Here is a 13,917-nt window from a genome sequence, read left to right on the forward strand (position 1 = left end):
ATTCACTCAACTGCTGGAGCGCAAACTATTAGCGCTGATATAAGTTTTTGGTAAGCAGCGCATAAATTACGCCGGCAATTAAACCGCCTACATGTGCCGCATTCGCAACAGAACCGGAAATAAAATAATCCACTACACCAGTCATACATAACACTAACCAAACCAGCATAAAACCAATCAATGCCGATGGTACTGCAACCAGTGGATGTGGCACCAAACGTTGACGCACCGCAATAAAACCCACCACGGCATAAACAACACCGGACATACCACCAAAATTCACGCTGCCGCTCCACCAGTACTGGACAATATTTGCGGCTATCGCCGTAACGGCAAAAAACAGGAGGAAGTGCCAATGCCCCATGAGAAACTCAAGGCGTCGGCCTAAATCCCACATCCACAAACTATTGAACAACACATGGAAAATACCAAAATGCAAAAATGCCGGCGTGAGTAGCCGCCATATTTCACCGCTGGCAAACAAACCCGTTAATGGATCAACGCCGGCAGTGTTGAAACTGGCAAAGGAAAAATAACTTTCCAGTGGCGTGCCTGCCACCAATGCTCCCAAGCCACTCAAAATAATCAGGCTAATAACGACCGGAGCCATTGTCGCCTGCTCAAATAATCCAGGCCCTGCCTGCAGAGCCTGCGCATTAATTGTTGCAGGCTGCAATTCAATTTGACCTTGCGCATATTGATTAAGGAAATCTTGCAAAGCGGGAATTACGGCGGCATCGAGCACAGCCAGGCATTGCTGGCCATTTTCCTCGGTGATTCGATGTTGTAGCCCGCGGTGGTGCAAATAATTGGCAAGCGCGCTTAAATCCTGGTCAAGTGGAAAATTTTTTACGGTAATCCAGTTCAATGATGAGTATCCAGTAGAAAAAAGTAATCGTTAAGGATCGACATAGACCCACACAAATTTATCTGGCCGCAATTGTGCCTCACCGTCCATGCGGTACGCCACCAATCGCCCGTATTTAACTGCGCTGTAATCCAGGCAAGCAAGATTGGGCGCGAGCGGGCGCGGTTGGCCTTTGAGCCAATAATGGCCAATAAACAGCGGGGGCAAGGATTTATCGTAATAAACCATTTGCGCGCGATGCTCATCCGAGATTTCGGCGCGAGCTATGTGCTCTGGAATGGGATCTGGCTGGAACAATAACTGCCCATAAGTGCGCGCGGTGTGTCCCCAGAATTTCGTGCGGAAGGCATGGCGGATGTAACCATCGGAGGAGGTCATCGTCTCGCCTTCCGGTAGCGGTATATCAACACCGCCTGTCAACCGCTGCTTGGTTCTGGCCTCCAGGCTACCTTTTTGAACGGAGCGATTGATAAATTGCCAATCAATGTGTCCATCGCCGTAGGTTGCACGGTGCAGATCGATCAATTGCTGGTCCCAACAGGCGTGTACCGCGCGGAATATTTGTTGGGTATGAGGATGTTGGATCTCCAGGAACAGCGGCAACTCCACAAACCAGCGTAAAAACGACTGCCATTCCTGAGAATAATTGGCAAATTGTTCCAATGTTTCTGTCGCTTGCCGGACGTTAGCGGGTGTGTGTGGCCGCAAATACTCGCCAATTGTCGCCGTGGGTGTCGAATAGGTAATTGCATTGAACTCATGATTACCCATGACCAACTGCGCACTGCCCTTTTCCACCATATCGCGCACCAAATGTAAGGCTTCGCGGATACGCGGACCGCGGTCAACAACATCGCCGAGAAAAATGGCTTGTCGATCACGATGACGATATACGCCGCCACTTTTTTGATAGCCGAGCAATTGTAGCAACCGCTCCAGTGTTTGGGCGCAACCGTGTACATCACCGATCAAATCATAACCGCTCGCCTCACCAATCTGAGGCTTGAATCGGGCTACGCCTGACGAGGACTCGATCATATTACTCCTTCAGCAAATGGCCACCCCACCCCAATTTAGAGCGGCAACGTTCATAAAAGTTGTAATCCAGCGGATGCAGCAGTTTCAATCGATGGGGCTTTTTACGGATACAAATCTCATCGCCGGTTTGTACATCCACATGGGAATGACCATCACAAGTGACCATAGGTTCGGCGCGGTTATGCTCACCCACTACAATACTGATGGCACTATCGCCCGCCACGACAATCGGACGGCTGCTCAAGGTATGGGGGTTCATGGGTACCAGTACAATGGCATCCAGCGTGGGATGCAGAATCGGGCCGCCACCACTGAGCGAATAGGCTGTTGAACCCGTCGGCGTGGAGACAATCACACCATCGGAACGTTGGCTGGTTACAAATACGCCATCGACCGAAATTTCAAATTGCAGCATGTGAATAAATTGGCCCGGGTGCAATACCACGTCATTTAGGGCATCAGCTGTAGCTATAACCTGCCCCTGACGCTTAACCTCCATATCCAGCAAAAAACGCTGTTCGGACTTAAATTTACCCGACAAAACCTCATCAACCTTGTTTTCAATATTTTCGGGAGTGATGTCAGTCAAGAAGCCGAGGCGACCACGGTTAACACCCAATAGTGGCACATCGTATTTGGCCAATGCGCGCGCACCGCGCAGCAGACTGCCATCGCCGCCCACTACAATAACCAGATCACACACTTGCCCGAGTGCTTCCATATCCATGATTTGCTGTGCAGCCGCCACCATTGAGGCATCGGTAATTAATGCAGCTGTCTCAGCTTCCAGCACAAAGGCTTTGTGGCGCGCCTGCAAAAAACGAATTAATCGCTTGATGGAATAGACCGCACGCTCGTTATTGAGATGACCAATCAGGCCAATGGTTGAAAAATGAGTCATAAAATTTCACTGAGTGAGCGGTTATGGAAAATGAATATAGTGAGGCATGGATAAATAATAGTCAGGCTCTTTGAGCTATTATAGCCTCCAGATCAGCCAAGGCTTAAATTTATGCCAAATTCGATATATACCTCCTTCCAATCACGGGTACACGCACTGCAACATCAAGCTGTGCGCGACTTGGCCTGGTGCTGCTTCAGCTCTCCTATAATGCGCGAATTGCCAGGTACAGAGGCCGTCATATTTCCTATCGGCAACGATCAACATTGGGCGTGGCTCAGCACACTTGACCAAAAACCCGATGGATTACTCGCCCAAATTGCACAAGTAAAAAGTACCCGGCTTGGCATCTACTACGAAACACTCTGGCACTTTTATTTTTCGCAACAACCGGAGTGGGAACTGCTACACCACAATCTGCAAGTAGACCGTAATGGCATCACACTTGGTGCGTTTGATTTTTTATGCCGTAACAACAACGACTATTGGCATATAGAAACTGCGGTGAAATTTTATTTGTGCAACACAAATAATGCGCAAGAGGCACTCAATTGGAATAATTGGATTGGCCCGAGCAGTCATGATCGTTTGGATTTAAAACTTGCGCATTTGGCCCAACACCAATTGCCTTTACATCAGACATCGGGAGCAATAGTGCAGTTAGATAGTTTGTATCCCGACGCATTCAATTGGAAAACCGGCTTGTGCCTACAGGGCTATTTATTTTCACCCGCAGCAAATAATTTTCATCCGGAATATAGCCAGGAAAATCATGGCAATGGATATTGGTGGCACCTGCAGGATTTTTTGCCCTATCTCAATGAGCACATGGAGATTCACTGGATTATTCTGGAACGGCAGCGTTGGTTATCACCGGCACACAGCATTGATACTAACGAATTAATTAAAGGAACAGATTTAGCGAGACAATTGCAAAAGCAAATTGGTGAAATGAAAAGGCCGCTATTATTAGCGGCCATGACGGAACAAAAATTAGCGGACAACACTATTATCTGGCGAGAATCATCGCGCGATTTTGTGGTGCCTGATGATTGGCCAAAAACTAGCCTTGCCCCAGCACCGCTAAACCATCACGCAATACATAATTATTAGTGTCTTTTAAAAACTGCTGCGCCCCGGCTTGGGTAAATAATTGTGGGCAATTTTCTAACGCAAGTGTGCGATAACCATGTTGCGCCAATAAATGCGCGGCAGCCCGGCTACGACGTCCTGTATCGCAATAAAAAATATAGAGTTTATCTTTGGCAAGCAAGCGCGATTTGATTGAGAGAATATTCAAAGGAATATTGACTGCCTTCGGCAGGTGCACCTCGCTATATTCTTCTTCACTGCGCACATCAACGGCAACAACACCCTTGGCAATATTATCTTCTAACTCACCCAGTGCAAGAGTTGCCACAGTGGGCTCTTTAAGCAGACGATAAAAATCCTGCTTTTCCAAACGCATCAGCACACCATCAGTGCGCATCATGACCGTTGCATTACGCACGGTTTCATTCACCAATGCATCTTCACCAAAACAGCGACCGACGCCGATAGTCGCGAGGTGCTGCCGCTTGTTGTCATTGTGACGAGTGACATCAGCCTCGCCCTCTTTGATGAAATAACACTGATCGCCCATTTCCCCCTGGCGAATAATCACATCGCCAGCGTAAACAACTTGTGGAGTGAGACGCGAAAAAATCTGCTCAACGTTTAATGGCGGGACCTTAAAAAATAAATTGGATTTCAACACAACCATCATCCAATCAACATCTTCATCAAGGTCACGCTCACGCGAAATAATCAATTGGAGATAATCAGCCACCTGACTCCAGGTCAACATTTTATCCAGCCGCTCGCTGTCAATTCGCAATACACTGCAATCCGTTTCAGCGATAGCCGTGTACTGGCGTGGCTGTTGATGTGCAATGGGAAATAATGAGGAGCGGCCCTTGATGCGAGTGTGGCTACCGTCCTCAACTACGAGGGATACATCACCATGAAGAAGATAAACATGTTGTGCGTCGTAACTGCCAGCAGTAAAAAGAGTCTGTCCTGCACAAACCGCTTCCACCACTGCATCATCCAACAAGGCCAGCAAATGACTTTCACTCATGTCTTTTAACGGCACAAGGGTGCGCGTTAAATTCAAGTCGAATTCAACTGGCGACACTTGTGCAGTAGTTGGCGATGTAGCAGTTTTTTGAGCTTGCATAACAACATCCTTCAAAGTGAAAGCGACAACTTAAGACACCCACTTACGTTGCGGTAATTATTTATGAGCAACTAAAACCACGTCGCCCTTGTAGCCCGCCGGAGTGAATTGCAATAATCCGCGCGCCGCGCGACCAATAACCTTGCCGGGCAAGGGAAACAATTCCCCAAAACAGTTTTACGGTGTAAACCGGATCAAGTGCTATACCTGATTCGGCCTCAAAATCTTTCCAAAAGCGCGACAAATAATCAGGATGCTTTTTACCGTAACCGCCGGCATCAAATCCCGATAGCAAACGCCAGTTTTCAGCAAATTCAGAAGTGCGAAGCCCGCGATAGGTAGCGGCAATCGTAACACCCAAATTACCCTCACCTTTCAACACCGAAAACCCCATCGCCGGTTTAGTGCTATCAATTCCAGCCGCCAATCCCGCCAGACTGGTTCCGGTACCACAGGCCATACACACCGCAGTATAGTCACCTTTCAACTGCCGCTCTAGCGCCTGTCCTGCCACTTGCATCCCCTGTGCGCCGGCCACATTTGCGCCACCTTCAGGAATCAGATAAAAATCACCGTAACGCGCCTGCAAATCAGCAATCAATTCCATGCTGGTTTTAGCGCGATAATCCGCACGACTCACAAATACAAGCTGCATTCCCCAAGCTTCTGCATCACTCAGTGTTGGACTCAGTTGTACTGGTCGTTCGCCCCGCACTACGCCCAGCGTATTAAATCCGTAGCGATTACCGGCCGCCGCCAGCGCATGCAAATGATTGGAATAAGCGCCACCAAAACTCAACAATCGGGAGAATCCCTGCTCGCGCGCGGCACGTAGATTAAAAAACAATTTGTAAAACTTATTGCCCGATAATTGCTGATCAATCAAATCATCGCGGCGTACCAACAATTCTATTCCTACACCGGCTAGTGCCTTGAGTTCTATCCTTTGCAAAGGAACCCTGCTTGCAACATCCAATAAACTATCTGCAGAATCAATCAACACCACACCCGACAGCCTTTACCAACATTTATCTTTAACATTCTCCAAGGCCGGGCTTTAACGTCGCTCTGCCACCAATTGGTAAGCCACCGCTTGATGCTGTGAACAGCGATCACTTTCACCCGGGTGGAATTCTAACGGAGTTTCAATGGCGGCGATGCTTCTGCCACAAATATGGCCGCGCGGGTCGACAGCGTTGCAACAAGGACTTTTATGGTGCTCTAGCCAAGCGATATAAATTGCTTCACTTACGCTCGCTTTATCCGCGGCGTAAGCTTGGGGATCTTCGAGATAACGACCTATATCATCCAGCGCTATAGCGATCTCGCCCAGGCCCGGCAAAAACACCACCAGGTTAACGCCAGCCTTGGTTAAACGCCCAAGCAACTGATCGCCGCTATTTTTCAGGAGCTGCTGATTTTCGCGCTTGAGATTAACAATTTCCTCTTTCAACGCACTTTCATTTTGATGGCGATAAAACAATTCCACTTCGCGCATATCCAGCATCTCGCGTAACTCAGCGGTCGCCGCGCGGATTTTTGCATCCAATTCCAGTGCAAAATTTTCCTGTAGCACTTGCACCTGAGAAGACTCATCTTGCTGTGCAGCCTTGAGCTTATGCGCAAAATACTCTCTCATCCCCTCAATTTTGGTCGCTTGTACATCAAGCGTATCTTTAAGATTGCGGTTGCGCTCAGCCAACTCTTTATTTTGTTGCTCGTATTGCTGGTGTTTTTGTTGATAGGTCAATAATCGCTGCTGATGCTCATGTTGCACACCATGAAACTTTGCCTGATGTTGATTCATTAATGTCGCAATGCGCAAGCGCTGCTCTTTTATCAGCAACGCCATTTTGTCGCGCAGTTCCTGGGTGTAATGCTCATGGAGCTTTTGCTCTATTGCAGCCTGCTCGCGCTCTGCATCCTGCACCGACCTGGCGACCTGAGCAGGAGCAGTTGGTTTCTGCTCTTGTAGCACTGGCAGCTTAACAATCAAACCCAAGCGATTAGCCTTAACCGCCTTGCGCATGGCGACAAAACTATTCTTACCACGCTGCATTAGCGGGTCCCACAAATTTTTCTGGTGCCATGCAACAGGACATTGGGAATAGCAGGCCAGACGAATGGCTCCCGCGCCCATATCGGGCCCGGAACCAGCAGATTCAAGCAATTGGCGAAGAGGCACATTCCAACGGCGGTCAACCATACCTTTTGAATCGAATCCCAATAGAAAAAAGACTATACCGGTGATACATAGGGAATGGTTTACTTGCACATAGGCGGCTTTAGCCGATCTATTGGCAAAATCGGGGACAGGGATAAAACCATCAAGGATGGCTTCAAATTCGGGGTAGAGTAACTCGCGGGAAATCTGTTCTTCCTGAAACAAGAAGACCGCCTCAAGTTGCTCTGCGGGGGAATTTGGCATAGGCAGTCGTCTCAAACCAAGCGGAAGATTACTTGCAGTATAAGAAAGCAACTACCGTGAAAACGTGAACAACTACCGTGAACAGTGACTTTTGCGCAGATTTGCGGCCTATTCGACGAAAACGAGCCGTATTCATCCAGTCGTCAAAAACAACCAGTTATAGACAGAAGAGAAAGTACAAAAAGGGTTATGAAAAAGGAAGGAAAACAGGGGGGAAGAGGTGGATTACCACGAGCCTTGCAGCAAAATGCTGCGGCAGCCCGGGTCAAATATCTGAGTAATCCTCAGTAACTTCATCGTCGGCATCGTCGTACAGAACATCCAACAGGTCTTCAATATAGTCTTGCATCAGTTTGTCACTCCTTTATGGAAATTTAAGATGAGGCATACAGCCCTATCAGAAACAGCCAAATAATTTGACCGTTCAGGGACTTTACTCCTCGAAACCCAAATTACCAACAGAAGATGACAATATTATGTATAACTATTTTTTATTAGCTCATACCCGAAGATGAAGATATAGGTAAGCCGCGGCAGTAGGCATAGGGAAAATATTGCAGGCAATAAAAAAACCCGCACAAGTGCGGGCTTCTTAAATAGTGGCGGACCGGACGGGACTCGAACCCGCGACCTCCGGCGTGACAGGCCGGCATTCTAACCGACTGAACTACCGGTCCGCATGCTTTCTCAACACCATCATTTTGTTTGTTTGCCCTTGTTCATGAGAGCTCAAAATATGGTGGGCGGTACAAGACTCGAACTTGTGACCCATGCCTTGTAAGGGCATTGCTCTACCAACTGAGCTAACCGCCCCTCGTTGAGAGGTGCGCATTCTATCTAATCTGGGATGGCTGTCAAACATTTTTTGTCTAAACATTTAAACTTTTTCCAAATTGCCTAAAAGGTCGGCAACACTGCATAAAAAGACAGCATTGGCGAACAGGAAACAACCTGATCGAATATCCTATGCTGAATTCGAGTCGATATATTTAAGAGCAAAGAGTAGATTACCGGTAAGCCATTCAAGACCAATTCAAACTTATGATTGCACAACCCATCATCACCAGTTTACCGCACAGCGACCCAGCTCCCTGGATGGGCATGATCGTCATACTGTTACTGGTACTGCAGACCCTGTTAATCATCGGCCTGCAGCGCAGTCGCCTGAGCAATAAGCGCGCGCGCAAAGCATTAAAGGAATCGCAAAAAGCATTGGAAGAAAAAATCCGCGAGCGCACCGAAAGTTTATACACGACCAATAACTTATTAATCGATGAAGTCGCGCGACACGAGCAGACCGGACGGCAGCTACGCGAGACCAAGCTTTATTTACAAAGCATGATCAACTCAATGCCGTCGATTATTATTGGAGTCACTGCCTCAGGCGAAGTAACCCATTGGAATGCCGCCGCTGAAAACACCTTTGAAATTTTTTCCAATGATGCGCTCGGCCGAAAAATTATTGATTTGTTGCCGCTCTTCCCTGTCACGCTTAGCGCGATCAAAAATTCCATCCGCAATGGTGAACCGCATGCAATACAACATACTCACAGTGAAGAAGAACAAAAACGTTATTTTGAAATTACCATTTACCCGTTAATTTCCAGCACGCAACAAGGAGCCGTTATCCGTGTTGATGATGTCACGTTAAAAGTGACTATCGAAAACCTGATGATTCAAAATGAAAAGATGTATTCATTAGGCGAGGTCGCTGCAGGAATTGCCCATGAAATTAATAATCCCCTGAGCGTGATCCTCCAAAATGTGCAGAATATTACCCGACGCACTGATACCAATTTTCCGGTTAACCAGACCCGTGCGCAGGAACTCGACATCGACTTCCAACAAGTTAATAATTACTTGAAGGCCCGTGAAATTCCCCAAATGCTCGACTCTATTCGTGAAGCGGGCGAGCGCTCAGCGACCATCGTGCGCAATATGCTGGAGTTTTCACACAACTCCCAACGCAAAACCAGTTTGGTCGATATCAAACATTTGATTGAACAAACGATTGCGCTCAATCGCAGCAGCTATCCCAAGGTGCACAATGATCACTCGCTACAGATAATCACTGAATTTGCAGATGCATTACCGCCACTGCATGCATCAGCACCAGAACTTCAACAAGTGCTACTCAACCTGTTGCGCAATGCAAAACAGGCGCTCGCAAACAGCGGGATTGAACAACCTGCAATTTGGATTAAAACCTATGCACAAGAGCATCATCTTGTGATCGAGGTTCAGGACAATGGCCCCGGGATGACCGATACTATCCGCCAACACATCTTTGAGCCTTTTTTTACTACCAAGGAATTAGGCTCGGGAACCGGCTTGGGATTATCTGTTTCTTATTTCATTATCACCGAGCGTCACCAGGGAACGATTGATGTTAAAACTGCGCCGGGCAAAGGCAGTAATTTTATTATCCAGTTGCCGTTGCAGTAATCATTACCTATAAATAAAATCATCGTTGCCGAGGAATAATAATGATCAACCAAAAATATTTGCACGTTGCTGCATGCAGTGCGCTGTTTATCAGTGGTTGTGGAACCCAACCTGTTACTCCGCAGGATAACAATATGGAAACTGCTGCGACACAGGTGTTAAGTGAAGCGGTTTACCACTCCACATTATTTTCAACCTGCTCGGAATTAGGCGGAGACATTGAGCTTGATGTGATCGATATACAACAAGATTGGCTCAATGAAAACTCAAAACTAATCGCTGCCGCCGATAGCTATTACAGCCAGCGACACGCCAATAATACCTTTAATTATGATGGCAAAACATTAGCGCCTGCGGCAATTCGTCTTGCCCGGGAAGCACGCACGCGCGCAATTAACGAACTCGCATTGACCCAGCGCAGCCCGGTGAATAAACAAAAAACCTGCAAGTTTAGAATTGCGCAAATCAGCGGCAGCAATTTACCACTGGCAAACATACCCACCATTGCCCCTTATACGAGCGAGTTGCTTAAACACCTACCCCTGGATATCAACGTCGTTGATGTTCCCCAGCTTGCGGCCGGACTTATCGGCACAACACCGGGTGCGACCTATTACACCATTGCCAAAGCCCATGAAAACAGCTGTCCCGCTGCTTATACTCTAAGCATCACCAATCAATGGCCAAATGAGGCCTACGCAAACTTCTGCGCTGAAAAAGTAACTGAAGTCCTCACCTGCGAATGGGGCAAATGCACTTCGAAAAAGTTATAATGGGTAATTACGAGCCTCGCTTAAACGAGGCTCGATTCTTTATCCATGAGCACCAGTATGATACCCAACGATTTTTCTACTGCCAGTTATCAAGCCCAGCTATCAGCAAAGCTCACAAAAATCCAACAAGATTTTGCTGAATTCTCCCTGCCAGACATTACTGTTTTTCCTTCACCCGAAAAGCACTACCGTATGCGTGCCGAGTTTCGCGTATGGCATCAGCAAGAACGCACCGAATATGTGATGTTCACCCAGGATGAATTCAAACGTCCCTACCCCATTCATGAATTTCCTATCGGTTCGGTATTGATGAACGAGTTAATGCCGCGCTTATTGGTAGAAATTAACAGCGACGAATTATTGCGACACAAACTTTATCAAGTTGATTTTTTAACCACTCAAAGTGGTGAAGCTTTGGTAACCCTGATTTACCATAAAGCATTGAATGATGAATGGATCGCCCGTGCACAAATACTGAAACAACAATTGGGAATTGATATTGTAGGACGCAGCCGCAAACAACGTTTATTAGTCGAGCGCGACCATGTGATTGAGCGCTTGCAAGTAGCCGGGCGCGATTATTCCTATCAACAAGTAGAAGCCAGCTTTACCCAACCAAATGCGACCATTTGCGAAGCTATGCTTAGCTGGGCGGTAGAAAACAGTAAGGGGTTTAGTGGAGATTTACTGGAGCTTTACTGTGGCAATGGCAATTTCACTCTGCCGCTCGCACAAAATTTTGCCAAAGTATTGGCAACAGAAGTTTCAAAAACGTCGGTGGAATCTGCCCAATTTAATATTGCAGCAAACAAAATTGATAACATCCAAATTGCACGCATGTCGAGTGAAGAGTTTTCGCAAGCGATGGAAGGTGTGCGGGAGTTTAATCGTTTACGCCATGTCAATTTGGCCGATTACAATTTCTCCACAATTTTTGTAGATCCGCCGCGTGCCGGACTTGATCCGCACACCACCAGTATTGCCCAGCGCTTTGACAATATCCTTTATATTTCCTGCAACCCCGATACCCTGCGTGACAATTTAACCACTATCACCCAGACCCACAGCATTAAGGCATTTGCCATTTTCGATCAGTTCCCTTACACCCATCACGTTGAATGCGGTGTAGTACTGCAGAAGAAATAAAAAGATAAAACATTAACGAGCAAGCTCGCGCGTCATATAAATCGCAGGGCCGGAATATGACGCAAGATTATTCTGCTGCAGCTCGTCCAGCTGAACACATTCGTTAAAACCCAATTTCTGCCAAAAGGATTTGGAATTCTGCACGGAAACCAATGCAGCATTACGTAGCGCACGTTGCCGAGCCTCTGCTAACGCATGACTCACCAACATCGGACCCAAGCCGCAACCAAGCGCAGATTTACTGATCGCGAGATCATGCAAATAAAGTGCAGTTGATTCCTGTTTGTGGGCAAACTCACTGCCCCAAGGTGTCACCTCACCTAATGCCGACTGATATCCCACTAAATAGCCGCAAACTTTTCCTGCGCGTTCAACAACCCAGGATGTATCGGGTACTTGTTGGAAGCGCGCCTGGATTACCTCGGCCGTTTCCAAAATCTCATCAACATAGGCTTCAGCCTGGATACGAATTACTTCTGCCAAATCACTCAATTGCATCGCACGGCAACTAAAATCACTCGCGTTTACCCCTATACTCATTGATCCGAATCCAAAAAAAGTTCTTCCGGTTCAGGCTCTGCGCCTGCATCCTCCAACAAATGACCTGCGATAGTTTTTTTTGTTTTTGCGCCTAGTCGGCGGATATCATCTACACGTTTCACCAAATTACCACGGCCATGCTGCAAACGATCACGCGCCTTACTATAAGATTCCTGCGCCTTGTTAAGTGAGTTACCCACGGCATCCAGCGATTCAAGTAACAGAACAAATTGATCATGAAGCGCACCCGCCTCTTTCGCAATTCGCTCAGCGTTTTTATTTTGCTTTTCATAACGCCATATATTTTCTACCGTGCGCAAGGTTGCCAACAAGGTAGTTGGGCTTACCAGAATAATATGGCGATCATAAGCTTCGCGGTACAACCCCGGTTCATGCTGCAATGCAAACATAAAAGCAGCTTCTATCGGAATAAAGATAAAAACAAAATCCAACGCTTTGATGCCATCCAACTTTTCGTAATCTTTAATACTCAAACTTTTAATGTGGCTGCGCAGCGAATTGACATGGGCATTGAGATAAAATTTTCGCTCGGTTTCATCATCAGAACTACAGAATTTTTCGTAATCAACCAGTGAGCATTTTGCATCGATCACAATGTCTTTATTTTCGGGCAAATGGATAATCACGTCCGGCATTAAACGCGAACCATCACTGCTGGTAAAATTTACTTGGATATCGTATTCACGGCCTTTCTGTAAACCTGACTCTTCAAGCAAACGCTCAAGCACCACTTCACCCCAATTACCTTGGGCCTTGCTATTTCCTTTGAGCGCTTGCGCCAGATTAACGGCGTCCTCGCCAATTTTTTGCGCCTGCTTTTGCAACTCAACGACCTGCCCTGACAAACGGTTACGATCGGCATTTTCCTTTTCGTATACATCTTCCACTTTTTTACGGAATTCGGTGAGCTGCAACTTCAGCGGGTCAAGGGTGTTATCAAGCAAACTTTTGCTATTCAAATTAAATTGCTGCTGTTTGTTGTCGAAAATTTTGTTGGCGATGTTTTCAAATTCTTTCGCCAGTTCCACTTTTGCATTTTGCAGCAGCGCTAACTGCTCGGCGAAGTTTTTACGCTCTTGCTCCAGCCGGGTTTTGAGTTCGGTAGTTTCTTTTGCGAGTAAGCCCAGCTGTTCATCTTTGCGCAGGGATTGTTGTTGCAGGTCGTCAAAGTGACGGGTTTTCTCACGCAGACCGGCGGCGTCTTGCCGGGAATCACCCAACGCTTGCTGCAAGTCCTGTGACTGCTGCTGAGTTGATTGGAGTAATGCCTTTACCTCGATCAACTGCAACTTGAGCTGCCCAACCTCACTTTGGAGCGCTGACTCGCGCAACGCATGACCGTGCTGCAATTGCTGCTGGAGCGATTCAAACTCGTGGGTTTTAGCAATAACAGCTTGGTCAAGGCGGCGGCCAATAATCCAATAGACTATAAAAGCGCCGACAACCAAGCCAATCAAGGCGGCGATAAGGGTCAATACCGATGGATTCACAAGAAAACTCCAGAATGTAAAACGCGGCTAGGCTTTATCGGCCACGACC

12 protein-coding genes and 2 tRNA genes are annotated in these 13,917 nt (G+C 47.2%); 4 read left to right on the top strand and 10 right to left on the bottom strand.

Annotation, left to right across the window (positions count from 1 at the left end; genetic code table 11):
* Positions 1 to 28 precede the first annotated feature (28 nt).
* From AC1RJL_RS06070 to AC1RJL_RS06080, 3 genes are read right to left on the bottom strand one after another with little or no spacing between them, the layout of a single operon-like run.
* Complete coding sequence (locus AC1RJL_RS06070) at positions 29 to 868, bottom strand: rhomboid family intramembrane serine protease (protein WP_492911957.1); 840 nt, start codon at positions 866 to 868, stop codon at positions 29 to 31.
* A 30-nt stretch (positions 869 to 898) separates the two neighbouring features.
* Positions 899 to 1,906: a metallophosphoesterase gene (locus AC1RJL_RS06075; RefSeq protein WP_492911959.1), complete on the bottom strand. Its 1,008-nt coding sequence runs from the start codon at positions 1,904 to 1,906 to the stop codon at positions 899 to 901.
* Position 1,907: 1 nt separating this feature from the next.
* A complete protein-coding gene (locus AC1RJL_RS06080; RefSeq protein ID WP_492911961.1) occupies positions 1,908 to 2,807 on the bottom strand; it encodes an NAD(+) kinase in 900 nt (299 codons plus the stop codon).
* Positions 2,808 to 2,918: 111 nt separating this feature from the next.
* On the opposite strand from AC1RJL_RS06080, the gene AC1RJL_RS06085 reads away from it, so the two are divergent.
* Positions 2,919 to 3,920, top strand: coding sequence for a DUF1853 family protein (locus tag AC1RJL_RS06085; RefSeq protein WP_492911963.1), 1,002 nt, complete (start codon positions 2,919 to 2,921; stop codon positions 3,918 to 3,920).
* On the opposite strand, the gene AC1RJL_RS06090 is transcribed toward AC1RJL_RS06085, so the two are convergent.
* From AC1RJL_RS06090 to AC1RJL_RS06110, 5 genes are all read right to left on the bottom strand, one after another.
* The gene (locus AC1RJL_RS06090) at positions 3,871 to 5,025 is read right to left on the bottom strand and encodes a cyclic nucleotide-binding domain-containing protein (RefSeq protein WP_492911965.1); all 1,155 of its coding nucleotides are present in this window, start codon (positions 5,023 to 5,025) and stop codon (positions 3,871 to 3,873) included. The genes AC1RJL_RS06085 and AC1RJL_RS06090 overlap by 50 nt on opposite strands.
* 61 nt (positions 5,026 to 5,086) lie before the next feature.
* A complete protein-coding gene (locus tag AC1RJL_RS06095) occupies positions 5,087 to 6,028 on the bottom strand; it encodes a 1-aminocyclopropane-1-carboxylate deaminase/D-cysteine desulfhydrase (RefSeq protein WP_492913436.1) in 942 nt (313 codons plus the stop codon).
* Positions 6,029 to 6,082: 54 nt separating this feature from the next.
* Positions 6,083 to 7,453, bottom strand: coding sequence for a hypothetical protein (locus tag AC1RJL_RS06100; protein ID WP_492911967.1), 1,371 nt, complete (start codon positions 7,451 to 7,453; stop codon positions 6,083 to 6,085).
* A gap of 600 nt (positions 7,454 to 8,053) precedes the next feature.
* Positions 8,054 to 8,130, bottom strand: a tRNA-Asp gene (locus tag AC1RJL_RS06105).
* Positions 8,131 to 8,190: 60 nt separating this feature from the next.
* Positions 8,191 to 8,266 (bottom strand) — tRNA-Val (locus tag AC1RJL_RS06110).
* A gap of 228 nt (positions 8,267 to 8,494) precedes the next feature.
* Between AC1RJL_RS06110 and AC1RJL_RS06115 the strand changes: the two genes are divergently transcribed.
* The 3 genes from AC1RJL_RS06115 to trmA are packed head-to-tail and all read left to right on the top strand — an operon-like array spanning position 8,495 to position 11,817.
* Positions 8,495 to 9,898, top strand: a complete 1,404-nt coding sequence (locus AC1RJL_RS06115) for a two-component system sensor histidine kinase NtrB (RefSeq protein ID WP_492911969.1) — start codon at positions 8,495 to 8,497, stop codon at positions 9,896 to 9,898.
* Between the two features lie 41 nt (positions 9,899 to 9,939).
* Positions 9,940 to 10,671 (top strand): hypothetical protein, encoded by a 732-nt coding sequence (locus AC1RJL_RS06120; protein WP_492911971.1) that lies wholly within the window; start codon positions 9,940 to 9,942, stop codon positions 10,669 to 10,671.
* A gap of 57 nt (positions 10,672 to 10,728) precedes the next feature.
* Positions 10,729 to 11,817, top strand: coding sequence for a tRNA (uridine(54)-C5)-methyltransferase TrmA (gene trmA / locus AC1RJL_RS06125; protein WP_492913438.1), 1,089 nt, complete (start codon positions 10,729 to 10,731; stop codon positions 11,815 to 11,817).
* A gap of 12 nt (positions 11,818 to 11,829) precedes the next feature.
* Here the strand turns inward: trmA and AC1RJL_RS06130 are convergent, their stop codons facing one another.
* Both AC1RJL_RS06130 and AC1RJL_RS06135 read right to left on the bottom strand, forming a co-directional pair.
* Positions 11,830 to 12,357, bottom strand: a complete 528-nt coding sequence (locus AC1RJL_RS06130; RefSeq protein WP_492911973.1) for a GNAT family N-acetyltransferase — start codon at positions 12,355 to 12,357, stop codon at positions 11,830 to 11,832.
* On the bottom strand, positions 12,354 to 13,868 hold the full coding sequence (locus AC1RJL_RS06135) for a DNA recombination protein RmuC (protein WP_492911975.1): 1,515 nt from the start codon (positions 13,866 to 13,868) through the stop codon (positions 12,354 to 12,356). The genes AC1RJL_RS06130 and AC1RJL_RS06135 overlap by 4 nt, the downstream gene beginning before the upstream one ends.
* Positions 13,869 to 13,917: the final 49 nt, after the last annotated feature.

This window comes from Cellvibrio sp. GW822-FHT04B05, from assembly GCF_058800985.1.